Origin of the sequence: Marinobacter sp. UBA5687, from assembly GCF_002420325.1 — a bacterium.
In the GTDB taxonomy this organism is placed as follows: domain Bacteria; phylum Pseudomonadota; class Gammaproteobacteria; order Pseudomonadales; family Oleiphilaceae; genus Marinobacter; species Marinobacter nauticus.
In genome coordinates, this window is sequence record NZ_DIHV01000124.1 from 1 (window position 1) to 16,022 (window position 16,022).

The following is a 16,022-nucleotide window of genomic DNA, read 5'->3' on the forward strand; positions in this document are numbered from 1 at the left end:
CATGTTGGCGCCCTGCATCATTTCTTCAAACTGGGCCACCAACGTCTTGGGCATACCCATACCACCGAAGTCCGGGTTACCACCCAGACCGTTCCAGCCACCTTCCACGATGGTCTGGTAGGCTTCTTTGAAGCCTTCCGGAGTGGAAACCTCGCCTTCGTTCCACTTACAGCCCTGTTCGTCGGCTTCACGGTTCAAGGGCGCCAGTACGCCGCTGGTGATCTTGCCCGCTTCTTCAAGGATGGCGTCAGCGGTGTCGGGGTCTACGTTTTCTGCAATCTTTGGCAGTGACGCCCACAGGGAGGGTGCGTCAAACACTTCGTTCAGAACGAAACGCATGTCACGAAGGGGTGCCTGATAATCAGCCATGTAAAACTCTCCAGAAATTCAGTCAGTCACTTGGGGGGCGGTGTTGATGCCTCTTCTGTTGGAGGTCGGAGCCCACCCGCTCGGCTATGTGTCCGAAACAAGGTTGTTGTTCTATGGCGCGCTATTCTACCTCAAAACACGCCGGCAACTCATGAAAAAAGCCCGCCTCCTGCGGGAGAACGGGCTTTCTCTGTGCCATCAACCAGATAGCAACCCCGCCTTAGATGGCGAAGGCTTCTTCCGGCATGTCCAGCAGGCTGTCTGCACCGGCCAGCATGGTTTCTGCGTGAGTCCGGGTGCGCGGCAGCAGACGCTTGAAGTAGAAGCGTGCAGACTGAACCTTGGCGTTGTAGAACATCTCCTCGGAGGTGCCTTCGGCCATCTTGTCCAGAGCTACCTTGGCCATGCGGGCCCACAGGTAAGCGAAGACTGCGTAACCGGAGTACATCAGGTAGTCCACAGCAGCAGCACCGACTTCCTCGCGGTTCTTCATGGCGGTCATACCAACCTTCATGGTCAGATCGCCCCACTCCTTGTTGATCGCAGCCAGCGGCTCGATGAACTCTTTCAGCTGCTCGTTGTCGGCGTTCTCCTTGCAGAAGACGTGAACCTGCTTGGTGAACACTTTCAAAGCTTCGCCCTGGGTCATCAGAACCTTACGGCCCAGCAGATCCAGCGCCTGAATACCCGTGGTACCCTCGTAGATCATGCCGATGCGGGAATCACGAACGTTCTGCTCCATGCCCCACTCGGTGATGAAGCCGTGGCCACCGAAGACCTGCATACCCAGGTTGGCAGACTCGTAACCGATCTCGGTCAGGAATGCCTTGGCGATCGGGGTCAGGAAGCCCAGCAGCGCGTCAGCGTGCTTACGCTCTTCCTCAGTCTTGCCAGAGTGAACCACGTCCACTTGCTGGCCAGCCAGGTAGATCAGAGCACGGGCGCCTTCGGCCACAACTTTCTGAGTCAGCAGCATGCGGCGTACGTCCGGGTGCACGATGATCGGGTCAGCGATGCCGTCCGGATTCTTCGGACCGCTCAGGGAACGCATAGCCAGACGCTCCTTGGCGTAGGCCAGGGAACCCTGGAAGCCCAGCTCGGCAGAACCCAGGCCCTGGATAGCAGTACCGATACGGGCAGTGTTCATGAAGGTGAACATGCAGTTCAGGCCTTTGTTCTCCGGCCCGATCAGCCAGCCCTTGGCACCGTCGAAGTTCATCACACAGGTCGCGTTACCGTGAATACCCATCTTGTGCTCCAGGGAGCCACAGGAAACCGCGTTGCGCTCACCGGCAGAACCGTCTTCGTTCGGCAACTGCTTGGGCACGATAAACAGGGAGATACCCTTGGTGCCTTCCGGAGCACCCGGCAGACGAGCCAGTACGATGTGAACGATGTTCTCAGCCATGTCGTGCTCGCCGGCAGAGATGAAGATCTTGGTACCGGTGATGCTGTAGCTGCCATCAGCGTTCGGCTCGGCCTTGGTGCGCAGGGTGCCCAGGTCAGAACCACAATGCGGCTCGGTCAGACACATGGTACCGGTCCACTCACCGCTGATCAGCTTGGTCAGGTAGGTCTGCTTCTGCTCTTCAGTGCCGTGGGCTTCGATCGTGTTGGTGGCACCGTGGCTCAGGCCCGGGTACATACCCCAGGACCAGTTAGAGGTGCCAACCATTTCGCTGATAACCAGGCCGATGGAATGCGGCAGGCCCTGGCCACCGTAGTTGGGATCGGCAGTCATGGACGGCCAGCCACCTTCAACGTACTGCTGGTACGCTTCTTTGAAGCCGGTCGGGGTTTTCACGCCGTCTTCGCTCCAGGTACAGCCCTCCTGGTCACCCACCTGGTTCAGCGGAGACAGTACCTGCTCACAGAATTTCGCACCTTCCTGGATAATGGCATCGACCATATCCGGAGTTGCATCTTCGGCACCTTCCAGATTGGCGTAGTGCTGCTCGCTGTTCAGCAGCTCGTTCATTACGAATTTAATGTCACGCAGGGGCGCTTTGTATTCAGGCATGGAATCCACCTCGGTTCTGGGTCTCAGCTGAAACGGGTTTACAGCTTCTGGCCTCGGGTTTGCTCAGACACCATGATGCACCGCATCACGGCCTTAATTAAACACTTGTTTGAAACATACGTTTTGAGGCACAGAATTGTCAATAGCCTTGACTGAAATTTGTGTTGGTTTTGTGTTCGATCAGTAAATTTTCAGGGCAGAAATGCCCGGAGAAAACGGGAAGACAAGGAGAAAGGCCAGACGAAGCGATCAGGCGAACAGGGAAGTCACAGACTCGGAATAGCGGGAGTCGCCAGCCATGGCAGAGACATTGCGGTAGCTCTCTTCCGCCTCGCGGGAACGGGCACTGCGAGCATCACCCTGGCTTCCCTCAACACTGGCAGAGGCTTCCGCCGTCCGGGATTCGCCCTCACCTGCCGCCAGCTCCGACTGTGCCTGCAACATGGTCTGCATGGCCTGGGCGGCAACAGCGCGATCCTGACCGGAGGGCTGGGCAGGCGCCATGGCAGCAGACCGCACCACGCGCATTTTTTCAATGGTGGCCTGAGGATCCCCCGCCACCGGCGAAACATCAATGGGAACTTCACCGCCTACCGCATACTGGGCGCCATCCGGCCCTCGCTGGTAGGTAAACGACATAGCACCCGCGTACTGCCCACCAGCAGCCTGATGCGCCGCCTCGTGAGCACGCACTTCCCTGTCCCGGGCTTTGAGATCAGTCAGCTGCTTCAGCTCTTCATCTGTCAGGCCTTGCGGATTCTCGCGCGCGTCGGAGCGTGATTCGGAAGACTGGTCGGATTTTCGTCCTTCGGAAGACTGCTCAACCGGTTTTGAGGTTGATGAAGTATCGCCAGTGGCAGGCTTTTCACCGGAAGCCTCCGGTGTTCGGCCACTGCCTGCGACCGGCGTGGACGCACCGGTGGGAGAGCCGGAGAAGATGGGAGCGATTGAGGAGAATACGTTCACAGAAACCTGGCTCAGGCGCGAATATCCAGCAGGGTACCCAGCGTTTCATCGGCGGTTTTAACGACCTGAGCAGAGGCCTCGACGCTGCGCTCGTATAGTTTCAGGTCGATCATGGGTTCCACCAGATTTCCAGCGCCCTCCGCTGAGCCCTGAGGACCGTCAACGCCACCTCGGGCAATTTTCCGGGCCGCGTTCTCCATGCCCACCATGCCGTCCTGGATACCCTGAATCCCGATAGCAAGTGTGTTGTTAATCATGAGCAGCCATTCCTGTGACGAACCTTTGACCTGATTAACTCACATTTCTGGTCAATTTTCAATCAGCGGTGTGATGTTCAGATACCGAGACAGGATCGCCGGCATCTCGGCGGTATCGGTATTTTCCAACCAGGGAAGCACACCGAGGCAAGGCGCGCCGAGGTGGGTGGACAGGTAGTTCAGGGTATCCTGTTCGCAACTCATCACCTGTTCTTCGGGATGGTTACCTACCCAGCCTGCAACAACCAGTCCGTCGGCGCGAATCGCTTCGGCGCTGAGCATGGCATGATTGATACACCCCAGTTGCAGCGGCACAACCAGTATCACCGGCAGTTTCAACTCTCCCGGCACCGCTGCGTAGGTTTCCCGATCATTGAGTGGTACTTGCCAGCCACCGGCGCCTTCGATCAGCAGAAGATCGGCGGGGCGGATCTGCATGCCACGACAAAACCCGACGATTCGCTGGGCGGTGACCTGTTTTCCGGCCTGCTGGGCAGCTACGTGGGGGGCGATGGCGGGCTTGAGGGCGATGGGGTTGATGGTGTCGTAGGGTAGTTTTTCGGTGATGGCCGCCTGCAGCATCAGGGCGTCTTCGTTTCTCAGGCCCTCAGGGGTCTGGTCGCAGCCGGAAGCGATGGGTTTCATGGCCAGGGTTCGCTTGCCGGCGGATTTGGCCGCCTCGAGAATGGCTGCGGAGACGATGGTTTTGCCGACGCCGGTGTCGGTGCCTGTAATGAAATAAGTGTGTTTGGCCATGCCTGAAATGTTCCTACGATTAGCGTAAGACGAGGGCAGGGGTACTCTTTCCAGGACACGCTACAAGCACATCCATGTGCGCTTGATTCGGGCCATCCATGGCCCTCAACAGTCCTGGAAAGAGTACCCCTGCCCTCGCCCGATATTTTTCACGGGTAGTCCGGACTCAATTAAATCCAATACTATCGTTTAACCCAGTATATCCAGGCCGCGCAGTACCCAGCCTCAACGACGTTGTCAGCTCGCGTTGGATAGGCACGACACATCGCCCGAAAGCGCCCCGGCGCCGTCACCGTCCGCCGGCGCTCTTCGCCTCTAAACACCGCACCGAGTTCTTTCAACTCACGATTGAGGTGCATGGGCGACTGGTACGGCAGTGATATGGTTTCAGCAACCTGTTTTGCGTTTGGCAGAACCGTCTCCACGAGGGCCTGCCACTGCGTTTCCGGAACAAAGCGGTTTACGTGCGCCTGTCCCGGATCGGCCTCGGCCCAGGCCTGTTTCAGTTCAGACAAGGTGCCGTCCAACAGCGTCGATATGGCCAGTCGTCCGCCAGGCCTGAGAATTCTTCGGCACTCCCGAAGGATCAGCTCCGGCCGGGCGCTCCACTGAATCATCAGGTTACTGAAGATCAGGTCAACGCTGTTATCCGCCAACGGAATCTGTTCGGCATCAGCGTGTAGCCAGTAGATTGCTCCCGGGCTTTGATTGGCAGCCTCAGCCAGCATGCCCGCTGAAAGGTCTGCACCGGTAACCTCGGAATGGGGGTATTGCGCCACTAACTTCCGGCTAAACCAGCCGGTTCCGCAGCCCAAATCAAGCACCGATTCCGGCACTGGCGTGTCTGCAAGCTCGGCGAGCATGGCATCGCCCATGATTTTCTGTAGGCGGGAGGCACCGTCGTAGGTGGCACTGGCGCCACCGAAGCCGCGAGCAATGGACTGCTTGGTTCCGGTTCCGCCCTCAACAGGAGCCGTTGGCTCTATTCGGGTATAGATGGTCATAGCACTGGCTCCCGGGCCACGGCCTCACTCAGGATGGAACGGCTCTTCGCCAGGGCCTGCAGCAAACGGTCAACATCGGCTTCGGTATGGGCGGCGCTGAGCGTAACCCGCAAGCGGGCCTCGCCCTCCGGCACCGTGGGCGGCCGTATCGCCGTTACCAGCAGCCCCTCATCCTCCAGTGCGCGGCTGAGCGCCAACGCGGTCCAATTATTTCCGATCATGATGGGCTGAATGGGCGTTCGGGATGACATCAGCTCATAACCCAGATCCTGAGCACCTGCCCTGAATCGCTGGATTAATGCGTCAAGATGAGCGCGTCGCTCATCGCCGCTCTCAACAGCATCCAGGCTGGCGCAGGTTGCCGCGGCCAGTGCCGGCGGCATGGCGGTGGTGTAGATATAGGTCCGGGCCTTCTGTACCAGGTAGTCAATCAACACGTCAGAGCCAGCGACAAAGGCCCCGGAGGTTCCCACGCCCTTGCCCAGAGTACCGATCAACACCGGTACATCCTCCTGGCACAACCCGGCTTCCAGCACGCTCCCCCGGCCCTGTGGCCCGAGAACACCAATGCCATGGGCATCGTCCACCACCAGAAGCGCATCGTGAGCCTTACAGACGCGAGCCAGTTCCGTGAGTGGCGCAATGTCTCCGTCCATGCTGAACACGCCATCGGTAACCACCAGTTTGTGGCCGGAGGTTGCTGAGAGCATGGCTTCCAACGCGGCCACATCACCGTGAGCATAGCGGCGCACGCGGGCACGGCTGAGAATGCAGCCGTCAATGATCGAAGCGTGATTCAGTCGATCCGAGAAGATGGTATCGCCACGGCCCGCCAGTGCGGAAATGACCCCCATGTTTGCCATGTACCCGGTGGAAAAGAACAATGCCGCACTCCGCCGAGTGAACGCTGCCAGCCTCTGCTCAAGGCGATGATGGGCCTCGTGGTGGCCGCAAACCAGATGCGAAGCAGCTCCGCCCAGGCCAACCTCCGGCAGCGCCTGCTCCAGCGCCCGCATGTTTTCGCCGTGACTGGCCAGGCCCAGATAGTCGTTACTGCAGAACGACAACAACGACCGGCCATCCGCCGTCAGCGTCGGCTGCTGGGGGCCGGCGATCAGGCGGCGGGTTCTGTACAACCCGGCCTGCTTTCGTTCTTCTATCTCTTTGGCGAAGTCACGCATGCGGAATCACGCAGACTCCCGGGTCGCGTCGTAAAACATGTGCCGTGTGGCCTCATATTCCACCGCCTCGGCAATGGCCTCTTGCTCCTGCTCCTCGGTCGCACACTGCTCCCGCTGCTCAGGCCGGATGCCCAGCTTGCGGAACAACTGCATGTCCGCATCCGCCTCCGGGTTCGAGGTGGTCAGCAGTTTCTCACCGTAGAAAATGGAGTTGGCTCCCGCCATGAAACAGAGTGCCTGCATCTGCTCATTCATCTGCTCACGGCCCGCGGACAAACGTACATGGGAAGCCGGCATCATGATTCGGGCGACGGCGATAATGCGAATGAAATCAAATGGGTCCAGGTCTTCCACATCTTCCAGCGGCGTGCCCTTCACCTTCACCAGCATATTTACCGGTACACTCTCGGGGTGCTGGGGTAGGTTGGCCAGCTGAACCAGAAGACCAACGCGGTCATCCTCATCTTCACCCATACCCATGATGCCGCCGCAACAGACCTTCATGCCGGCCTTGCGCACGTTATCGAGCGTATCAAGACGGTCCTGGTAGGTACGGGTCGTGATGATGTGGTTATAGTATTTCTCGGAGGTATCCAGGTTGTGGTTGTAGTAATCCAGGCCGGCATCTGCCAGCTCCCGGGCTTCCTCTTCTTTGAGCATGCCCAGTGTCATACAGGTTTCCAGGCCCAGGGATTTCACCTGGCGGACCATATCCAGAACGTAGGGCATGTCTTTCTTTGACGGGCTACGCCAGGCGGCACCCATGCAGAACCGGGATGCCCCTTTTTCTCTGGCAACGCGGGCCTCAGCCACCACCTTCTCGATTTCCAGCAGCTTCTCCTTTTCAAGCCCAGTGTTGTAATGACCACTCTGCGGGCAATACTTGCAGTCTTCAGGGCAGGCACCGGTCTTGATCGAGAGCAGCGTGCTCACCTGAACCTCATTCGGGTCAAAGTGCTCCCGGTGGATGCTCTGGGCGCGAAACAGAAGATCATTGAACGGAAGATTGAAAAGCTCGCGAGCTTCCTGAAGCGTCCAGTCGTGGCGGGTAGCGGTGGCAGTCATGTGAGAGTCCTGTTAACCTTTCCGGGATTTTTGGTTTACGGATAAACCGCGATGATAAACGGACTGATCTCGCTGTCAACCTTGACAAAGGTTAAGGTTAACAACTCAAGACGCGCCGGACGCTGCGTCACCTGCCTCGCAGGCGCTGCCCAGGATGGCCTTTGCCAGGACTGCCGGAACGACCTGCCCGCCAACCGCTGGTGCTGCCAGACCTGCGCGCTGCCCTTGCCCTTTCCAACCCCGGATGGACGTTGTGGCGAATGCCAGGCCTCACCACCGTGCTATAGCCGTTCGCTGATCCCCTGGCGTTACCAGTTCCCGGTTGATGGCATGATCGGCCGCTACAAATACCACGGCCAGCACAAATTCGCGCGACCATTACTGGCGGGTTTTACCGACTACATTGAGCATCATCTGGCAACCGAGGGCCGGCCGCAGGTTCTGATCCCCGCCCCCATGCACTGGACCCGGCGCTGGCAACGGGGCTTCAATCAGGCCCAGGATATTGCCGAGGCGGTGGGAAGGCGGCTGGACCTGCCTGTCAACGCCCGTCTGGTGCGACGAACGCGACGAGTTCACGCACAACGGAAACTGAACCGGACAAGCCGACTGGCCAATCTTCAGGGGCTGTTTGAGGTTACCGGACCGGTGCCGGCAAATGTCGCCATTGTCGATGATGTGGTCACCACCGGCGCTACCGTTCGCGAGCTGGCATCGGTGCTGACCAGAGCGGGAGCCAGGGACATCCAGGTCTGGGCACTGGCGCGCACACCCGGCTGATCAATTGTCCAGTTTTGTCAGCACGTGTCCGGCGATGGCCAGACAGGAGGTGAGTCCGGGCGACTCAATCCCGAACAGATTGACCAGGCCACCAACACCATGGTCCTCAGGGCCATCGATGCGGAAATCCGCAAAGCCGCCATCCGGGCCCGCCAGTTTAGGGCGAATGCCCGCATAAGCCGGCTGCAGACGGGCCTCGTCCAGGGACGGCCACCAGCGCCGGATACTGTCGGCAAATCCACGAACACGCTGCGGATCGACCCGATAGCTTTCCTCGTCTATCCATTCCACATCCGGCCCAAACCTGGCCTGGCCAGCCAGATCGAGAGTCAGATGAATGCCGAGTCCACCGGGTTCGGGTATGGGATAGATCAGCGTATTGAATGGATGGCGGCCACTGAAGCTGAAATAAACACCACGGGCCAACCATTTTTTCGGCCGCGCACGCTCTGGCAACCCCGACCACAGCCCCGCAAGTGCCGGGGCACCAAGTCCAGCGGCGTTAATCACCTCCCGAGCCTTCAGTAACAGATCTCCGGCTTCACCCACCTTAAGAACATGCCCCTCAGGACCGGATTCGGCAGACACCACCGGGCTGTTGAACGCAATCTGGCCACCGGCGTCTTCCAGTTCACCCTGCAGCGCCAGCATCAGGCCATGGCTGTCCACAATCCCGGTTTCCGAAGACCAGAGCCCGGCAGTGGCCCGGATTGAGGGCAATTGGCACGCCATCGCGGCGCCCTCATATAACGCCAGGGACACACCGTTTCGGCCCGCCTGCGCCTGAATGCCAACAAGACGTTCGGCCTGCGCGGCATCACTGGCGATGATCCACTTGCCGCATTTTCGGTGCGCCACTTTGTGGCTGGCGCAGTATTCATAGAGCTGTTGTCGGCCTTCCACGCACAGCCGGGCTTTGAGGGAGCGCTCCGGGTAATAGATTCCGGCATGAATGACTTCGCTGTTGCGAGAGGATATGCCTTCACCAATGGCGGCACCGGCTTCCAGCACCAGCACCTCCCGCCCGGAACGGGCCAGCGCCCGCGCAATGGCAAGCCCGACCACGCCGGCACCGATCACCACGGTCTGTATACTGAACTGCTCCTGGGCCACTCTGCTTTCCTCTACCCGGTTCTCTGGTCGGGAAATTACCGCAGATCAACGCCGGTTGCATTACCTGCCCGCCAAGAACCGTTATACTTGCCCCAAGACAGAACGAACGCAGGGAGCCTGGCGATGTCTGATCGAAAACAGTTTATTACCGTCATGGTGGTTGCCGCGCTTTTTGTCGGCTGGATTGGCTGGCGCGGCTTTGAAGTGACCCACCTGAACGCGCAACTGAAAGAAGACAGAACCGTCGCCAGTTACCCGTACCAGCACCGGGTATTGCGGGTAGAGGGAGATACTGCCGTAATCAGTTCTCTTCGATCCCACTCGGTATCGACCCAGAAGGCCCTGACCGCCGTGTTCCCGGGCATGCGCCATCTGGCGGATACCCATCGTGAATGGCAGAAAGCTGAACGGGAGCTTGCTCAGGTTCAGGCCAGAGCCGGGGATCTTGTCCTGGCCACCGGGCGGGTCAACCGCATTCGCTGGGAGCTGGACGAAAACTGGTACCATCTGCAATCCATGAAAACCCGATACGACACCACATTCTGAGCCCTATGCAGACTGAACCTCCGGCGATCACCCCGTCCTCGCATCCCTACGATGCCCTCACCCCGGAAGTCATTCTGGATGCCATTGAGGCGGAGGGATTCGAGGTCAACGGCCGGCTCTTTGCCCTGAACAGCTATGAGAACCGCGTCTATCAGGTCGGCATTGAAGACCAGCCACCGGTAATTGCCAAATTCTACCGTCCAGACCGCTGGCCGGATTCGGCGATTCTGGAAGAACACGAATTCACCCTGTCACTGCAGGAGGCCGGAGTTCCAGTGGTTGCCCCTTTGGTGCTGCCGGGCGGGCATTCCCTCGGCCAGTATGGGGATTTCAGATTCGCGGTATTTCCGCAGCGCGGCGGCCAGGCCCCGGATACCAGTGTGACCGACACCCTGTATCGACTTGGCCAGTGGCTGGGGCAGATTCACAACATTGGTGCCCTTAAACCCTTTGAGCACAGGCCCGGGTTTGATCTGTTGGCGGGGCTGGAACAGAACAACCAGGTGCTGGTGGAAGGTAACTGGATTCCCGATGATCTCAAACCGGCCTGGAACTCCCTGATTCCGGACCTGATCGCCAACTGCCGCGAACGGATAGCCGAAGCCGGCCCGGTAGACACCTTACGTATTCACGGTGATTGTCACGCCGGCAACATACTGTGCCGGGATGAAACCATGCTGTTTGTGGATCTGGACGACTGCCGCACGGGTCCGGCGGTTCAGGACATGTGGCTGCTTCTGAACGGAGACGCCAGTGAACGGGGCGCCCAGCTTGGCGAATTGCTGGAAGGCTATGAAATGTTCCGGGATTTCAATCGTCGCGAACGCCACCTGATTGAACCCCTGCGATGCTACAGGCAAGTCGCCCACTGTGCGTGGCTGGCAAGGCGCTGGGAAGATCCGGCCTTCCCGAGATTCTTCCCCTGGTTTTCACAGCCGCGGTTCTGGTCAGACCAGATCCTGTCCTTACGGGAACAGCTGGCCGCACTACAGGAACCGGCTATCAGCGTGCCGGGCCAATTCTGATTTTCTGACACGAGGTACCCATGAGCGATAACGAACGGCGTTTCACAGCCAAAAGCCTGATTGTTACCGGAGTTGCCGCCATCGTCGGCACGGTACTGGTGCTGGAAGCGTCTGGCCGGATTGATCACTCCGACAACAAGGACCACGCTCCGGTGGGTGAATTTACCGCCATTCACGTCAAACCCGGCGAAACCTTCCGTATGTCCCGCAAATCCTCGGAGCTGCACGCCGTTTGTGAGAATGGCTACCTGGCCATTGCTGCCGATGTCGATCCATCTTTCCGGGGCATTCTGGTCGACTACAAAAACCGTGGGGTTCGCTGCGCACGGCCGTCCCCTACCGACAAGGATCTGGCGACACCTCGCCCCGATGAGCGCGAGACCGGAGCGGGCGATGAGTAATCGCACGCCCCCGGAGCAATTGACCGACCGGTTATTTGCCACTGAGCGCAATCCCGAGGATTTCCGCTTTGACGCGTCCGTCGCCCGGGTGTTTCCGGACATGATCCGTCGCTCTGTCCCCGGCTACACCACCATCATCCCGATGATTGAGGTGATCACGGAACAGTACGTTCAGCCAGGCTCACATTGTTACGACCTGGGCTGCTCGCTCGGCGCGTCCACTCTTGCCATGCGCCATGGCATCCCCTACCCGGACTGCACTCTGGTGGGCGTGGACAATTCCGAGGCGATGATTGAGCGCTGCGAGCATTATGTCGCTCTGGATGATCACGACCTGCCGGTTACACTGCGCTGCGAGGACATCCTGAGCACCGAACTGAGCAATGCCTCAGTCACCACCCTGAACTTCACGCTGCAGTTCGTGCCGCCCGAGCAGCGGTTGGCCCTGCTGACCCGTATCGGCGACGCCACCCTGCCCGGCGGCGTGCTGGTTCTGTCCGAGAAGATCCGATTTGAATCCGACGCGGAACAGGCCATCCAGACCCGCCTTCATCACGAGTTCAAGCGGGCCAACGGCTATTCGGACCTGGAAATCAGCCAGAAGCGTGCCGCCATCGAGAAAGTACTGATCCCGGAAACCCTGGCAGACCACCGGGATCGATTGCAGCGCGCCGGCTTTGACCAGGTACTGGTGTGGTACCAGTGCTTCAACTTTGTCTCGATGCTGGCCATCAAGAACTCCTGACTTATCCACCGAAAGACATACCATGGCACTGTTTGACTGGCACAAGCACTTTGATCCCGTTCTTTCCTACCTGAACGAAACCGGTAACACCCGGTGGACCACAGCCCTGAAAGAACAACTCACTCGACGGTTTGAGGACAACCCCCACGGCGATATGGCACGCTGGCACAACGCACTGCAGTCCTTGCCAGACGTTGCCGATGCCAGGGTCGACCTGAATCAGTCTGCAATCACGTTGACCAGCCCCGGCGGCCTGGATCCAGACGCCATGACCCGCCTTGAGAACGGATTACGGGGACTGATGCCCTGGCGTAAGGGCCCGTTCGATTTCTTCGGCACCTACATTGACACCGAATGGCGCTCAGACTGGAAATGGGACCGGGTAGCACCGCATCTGGCGGATCTGGCGGGGCGTACCATTCTGGATGTGGGCTGCGGCTCCGGCTACCATTGCTGGCGCATGGCTGGAGCGGGGGCCAGGCAGGTGATCGGCATCGACCCGGGGCTGTTGTTCATGTTCCAGTTCCTGGCGGTCAAAGGGTATCTGGGCCAGGCTCCGGTCGATCTGCTCCCGGTGCGCATGGAAGACCTCCCGGCCGACATGGAATGCTTTGACACCACCTTCTCCATGGGCGTGCTGTATCATCGTCGTTCACCGCTGGATCATCTGCTGGAACTCAAGGGCACGCTGCGTCGCGGCGGCGAACTGGTGCTGGAAACCCTGGTTGTAGACGGCCCGGAGGGCTACAGCCTGATGCCCGAAGACCGTTACGGCCAGATGCGCAACGTCTGGTTCTTGCCGAGCTGCCCGACCCTGCTCCGGTGGCTGGACAGAACCGGGTTCCGCAACGCCCGGGTGGTAGACGTCAGTGAGACCACCACCGATGAGCAGCGCCAGACCGACTGGATGCGTTTCAATTCGCTGGCGGACTTTCTGGACCCAGACAATCCCTCGAAAACCATTGAGGGCTACCCGGGCCCCAAGCGGGCGACACTGATCGCGGAAAAGCCCTGACCCCCTGCACCGGAAAACCGGCACAAAAAAACCGCCTGGGGCATCCACCACAGGCGGTTTTTATTAGCTTCTGAAATTACTCTCCGAACGGATGCCGCAGAGTAATGGTTTCCACACGATCCGGACCGGTGGAAATAATATCAATCGGCGCCTCGATCTGCTCTTCCAGGAAGCGGATATAGGCCTTGGCATTCTCCGGCAGCTGATCCACGCTGGTCAGGCCAACCGTGCTCTCGCTCCAGCCCGGCAGCTCCTCATACACCGGCTCGATATCACTGTAGCTGTCGCAGCCGATGGGGGGACGGGTGATTTCGCCGTTCGGAGTCTTGTAGCCAATACACACCTTCACCGTTTCCAGACCGTCCAGAACGTCCAGCTTAGTCAGGCAGATACCGGACACACTGTTGATCTGGATAGCATGGCGCAGAGCGACCGCATCAAACCAGCCACAACGGCGGGAACGACCTGTGGTGGTGCCCACTTCGTTGCCCTTGACGGCGAGGTGCTTGCCCATGTCGTCAAACAGTTCGGTCGGGAACGGGCCGGAACCTACCCGGGTCGTGTAGGCCTTGGTGATACCCAGCACATAGTCCAGATACAGCGGACCAAAACCGGAGCCTGTAGCGGTGCCGCCAGCGGTGGTATTGGAGGACGTCACGTACGGATAGGTACCCAGGTCGATATCCAGCAACGAGCCCTGAGCGCCTTCGAACAGGATGTGCTCTCCGCGCTTGCGGTAGTCGTGCAAAATATCGGTTACGTCTGCGGCCATGGGCAGGATTTCCTCGCCCATCTGTCTGAGTTCTTCCAGGGCCGCATCGATATCCTCGGCCTCTTCCTTGAAGTACTCGGTGAGAACGAAGTTGTGGTACGACATGATTTCCCGCAGCTTGATCTCGAAATCGGCGGGGTTGCACAGGTCACCCAGCCGAACACCCCGGCGGGAAACCTTATCCTCATACGCAGGGCCAATTCCCCGGCCGGTGGTACCAATCTTGTCATTGCCACGGGCACGTTCGCGGGCCTGATCAATACGCACGTGGGTGCGCAGGATGATCGGGCAAGCCAGGCTGATTTTCAGGCGGTCACGAACGGCAACACCGTTAGCCTCCAGCTCCCGCACTTCTTTCAGCAGGGCTTCCGGCGACAGCACCACACCGTTACCGATGAGGCACTGGACATCCTGCCGCAGTATGCCGGACGGAATCAGGTGCAGAGCCGTCTTCTTACCTTCGATCACCAGTGTGTGACCGGCATTATGCCCGCCCTGAAAGCGGACAACGGCAGCCACCTTGTCTGTCAGAAGGTCAACAATCTTGCCCTTGCCTTCATCACCCCACTGGGTGCCCAGCACAACTACGTTTTTACCCATGATTCTCTCTCAATTCAGACGGGCCAGAAGCACACGCCCTGAAGATTTACCCCGGAAATTAAACAAAAACGGCTCAGGCGATGGTTTCTACCACCCATTGGCCATCACGATTCACCAGTTGACGGTCACACCCCCGCTCCGAAGGATCCGTCTCACGATCATCCGGCAATGCCCGGATCACCGTTTCAGTCATTCTCAGGCCGGAAATCACGCCTTCCAGCGCGGCGTCGTTGTCCGCTGGCGCCCATATGGCCCCGGCTTTACGGAACGGGCGTTCGCCCAGCGACACCAGTGCACGGATATCCAGGCTGAACCCGGTGGCAGGCCGCGCGCGACCAAAGTCACTGCCAATAGCATCATATCGGCCACCTTTCGCCACGGCATCGCCATGGCCCGGCACGTAGGCCGCAAACACCAGACCGGTGTGATAGTTGTATCCGCGCAATTCACAAAAATCGAAGCCCAGACTGACTTCCGGAAAATCCCGGTTGAGCATGTCCGCGACGCGGGCAAGCTGATCAAGCGCCGCATCGATGGCGCCAGAAGCGCCACTGAGGATTTCCCGGGCATCGGCCAGAGATTCCACCCCACCGCTGACCCTGGCCAGCTGGCGCAACCGGCAACCAGCAGAGCCCGGCACACAATCCCCCAGCAGGCGATCCAGCTCGGGTACGGACTTGCGTGCCATGGCATCAAATACCGCCGCTTCGGTATCACGATCAAATCCGGCGTCGGAGACCAGGCTTTCATAGATTGAAACGTGAGCCAGGTCCAGATGCAGCCTGGGCAAACCGGCCACCCGCAAGGTTTCCAGCATCAGGCTGATCACTTCCATATCGGCCGCTTCGGAGCCACTACCAAACAGCTCGCAACCGGCCTGAATCGGTGTGCGCCCGGTCAGCATATGGCGCGGCCGGGTATGCAGCACATGGCCGGCATAACACAACCGGGTAATGCCATCCTGGCCCAGGGTATGCGCGTCTATGCGGGCAGCCTGGGGCGTCATGTCGGCGCGAACGCCCATCATCCGACCAGTCAGCTGATCGGTCAGTTTGAACGTCTGCAGTTCCAGGTCGTGGCCTGTACCGGTAAAGAGGGATTCGAGATATTCAATCAGCGGAGGAATAACCAGCTGGTAGCCCCAGCGCTGGCAGGTATCCATAACATCCCGGCGCAGGGACTCGATCCGCCCGGCCAGCGGCGGCAGAATGTCCTCTACCCCGTCAGGCAGTAACCAGCGATCAGATACAGTCATGAGATTCTGTTGTCCGTTTTTCCCTCGCTGGCCATGGAGCCAGGGGGTAACTCAGGATTTAGGCGCTCGGGCTCGGAAAACCCGACACAAAACCGCCAGAATTTTACACGGTTGGCAGACACAAAAAAACCGGAATCCCGGGGTTCAGCAAA

Annotated in this window: 17 protein-coding genes; 6 read left to right on the plus strand and 11 right to left on the minus strand. The window is 59.3% G+C overall.

Annotated features, from left to right (window positions below; all coding sequences use genetic code 11):
- The 8 genes from B3Y70_RS13255 to bioB form a co-directional block, all read right to left on the minus strand.
- Positions 1-369, minus strand: a 369-nt coding sequence (locus B3Y70_RS13255) for an acyl-CoA dehydrogenase N-terminal domain-containing protein (RefSeq protein ID WP_288589940.1), incomplete at its 3' end; no start/stop codon positions are given.
- Between the two features lie 220 nt (positions 370-589).
- Positions 590-2,389 carry an acyl-CoA dehydrogenase C-terminal domain-containing protein gene (locus B3Y70_RS13260; RefSeq protein ID WP_014422136.1) on the minus strand — a complete coding sequence of 600 codons (1,800 nt, stop codon included), beginning with the start codon at positions 2,387-2,389 and terminating at the stop codon, positions 590-592.
- Between the two features lie 249 nt (positions 2,390-2,638).
- Positions 2,639-3,355 (minus strand): putative metalloprotease CJM1_0395 family protein, encoded by a 717-nt coding sequence (locus B3Y70_RS13265; RefSeq protein WP_022991406.1) that lies wholly within the window; start codon positions 3,353-3,355, stop codon positions 2,639-2,641.
- 11 nt (positions 3,356-3,366) lie between these two features.
- On the minus strand, positions 3,367-3,612 hold the full coding sequence (locus B3Y70_RS13270) for a flagellar basal body rod C-terminal domain-containing protein (protein ID WP_011786197.1): 246 nt from the start codon (positions 3,610-3,612) through the stop codon (positions 3,367-3,369).
- A gap of 51 nt (positions 3,613-3,663) precedes the next feature.
- Positions 3,664-4,368: a dethiobiotin synthase gene (bioD, locus tag B3Y70_RS13275; RefSeq protein ID WP_273030369.1), complete on the minus strand. Its 705-nt coding sequence runs from the start codon at positions 4,366-4,368 to the stop codon at positions 3,664-3,666.
- A gap of 182 nt (positions 4,369-4,550) precedes the next feature.
- Positions 4,551-5,372, minus strand: a complete 822-nt coding sequence (gene bioC, locus B3Y70_RS13280) for a malonyl-ACP O-methyltransferase BioC (RefSeq protein ID WP_114434183.1) — start codon at positions 5,370-5,372, stop codon at positions 4,551-4,553.
- The gene (gene bioF, locus B3Y70_RS13285) at positions 5,369-6,553 is read right to left on the minus strand and encodes an 8-amino-7-oxononanoate synthase (RefSeq protein ID WP_114434182.1); all 1,185 of its coding nucleotides are present in this window, start codon (positions 6,551-6,553) and stop codon (positions 5,369-5,371) included. Before bioF ends, bioC begins: the two co-directional genes overlap by 4 nt.
- Positions 6,554-6,559: 6 nt before the next feature.
- Positions 6,560-7,618 carry a biotin synthase BioB gene (gene bioB / locus B3Y70_RS13290; RefSeq protein WP_114434181.1) on the minus strand — a complete coding sequence of 353 codons (1,059 nt, stop codon included), beginning with the start codon at positions 7,616-7,618 and terminating at the stop codon, positions 6,560-6,562.
- Positions 7,619-7,669: 51 nt separating this feature from the next.
- Here bioB and B3Y70_RS13295 point away from each other — a divergent pair, with 51 nt between their 5' ends.
- Positions 7,670-8,398 carry a ComF family protein gene (locus B3Y70_RS13295; RefSeq protein WP_114434180.1) on the plus strand — a complete coding sequence of 243 codons (729 nt, stop codon included), beginning with the start codon at positions 7,670-7,672 and terminating at the stop codon, positions 8,396-8,398.
- On the opposite strand, the gene B3Y70_RS13300 is transcribed toward B3Y70_RS13295, so the two are convergent.
- Positions 8,399-9,511, minus strand: a complete 1,113-nt coding sequence (locus tag B3Y70_RS13300; RefSeq protein ID WP_114434179.1) for an NAD(P)/FAD-dependent oxidoreductase — start codon at positions 9,509-9,511, stop codon at positions 8,399-8,401.
- Positions 9,512-9,634: 123 nt separating this feature from the next.
- On the opposite strand from B3Y70_RS13300, the gene B3Y70_RS13305 reads away from it, so the two are divergent.
- From B3Y70_RS13305 to cmoB, 5 genes are read left to right on the plus strand one after another with little or no spacing between them, the layout of a single operon-like run.
- A complete protein-coding gene (locus B3Y70_RS13305; RefSeq protein ID WP_114434178.1) occupies positions 9,635-10,057 on the plus strand; it encodes a hypothetical protein in 423 nt (140 codons plus the stop codon).
- Between the two features lie 5 nt (positions 10,058-10,062).
- A complete protein-coding gene (locus B3Y70_RS13310) occupies positions 10,063-11,082 on the plus strand; it encodes a serine/threonine protein kinase (RefSeq protein WP_273030376.1) in 1,020 nt (339 codons plus the stop codon).
- Between the two features lie 20 nt (positions 11,083-11,102).
- Entirely contained in the window at positions 11,103-11,483 is a 381-nt protein-coding gene (locus tag B3Y70_RS13315) for a kinase (RefSeq protein ID WP_273030378.1), read from the plus strand.
- On the plus strand, positions 11,476-12,228 hold the full coding sequence (gene cmoA / locus B3Y70_RS13320) for a carboxy-S-adenosyl-L-methionine synthase CmoA (RefSeq protein ID WP_011786207.1): 753 nt from the start codon (positions 11,476-11,478) through the stop codon (positions 12,226-12,228). Before B3Y70_RS13315 ends, cmoA begins: the two co-directional genes overlap by 8 nt.
- 22 nt (positions 12,229-12,250) lie before the next feature.
- Positions 12,251-13,243 carry a tRNA 5-methoxyuridine(34)/uridine 5-oxyacetic acid(34) synthase CmoB gene (gene cmoB, locus B3Y70_RS13325; RefSeq protein ID WP_114434174.1) on the plus strand — a complete coding sequence of 331 codons (993 nt, stop codon included), beginning with the start codon at positions 12,251-12,253 and terminating at the stop codon, positions 13,241-13,243.
- A 76-nt stretch (positions 13,244-13,319) separates the two neighbouring features.
- On the opposite strand, the gene B3Y70_RS13330 is transcribed toward cmoB, so the two are convergent.
- Positions 13,320-14,615 (minus strand): adenylosuccinate synthase, encoded by a 1,296-nt coding sequence (locus B3Y70_RS13330; protein WP_011786209.1) that lies wholly within the window; start codon positions 14,613-14,615, stop codon positions 13,320-13,322.
- 73 nt (positions 14,616-14,688) lie between these two features.
- Complete coding sequence (locus B3Y70_RS13335) at positions 14,689-15,870, minus strand: ATP phosphoribosyltransferase regulatory subunit (RefSeq protein ID WP_023011130.1); 1,182 nt, start codon at positions 15,868-15,870, stop codon at positions 14,689-14,691.
- Between the last annotated feature and the right edge of the window lie 152 nt (positions 15,871-16,022).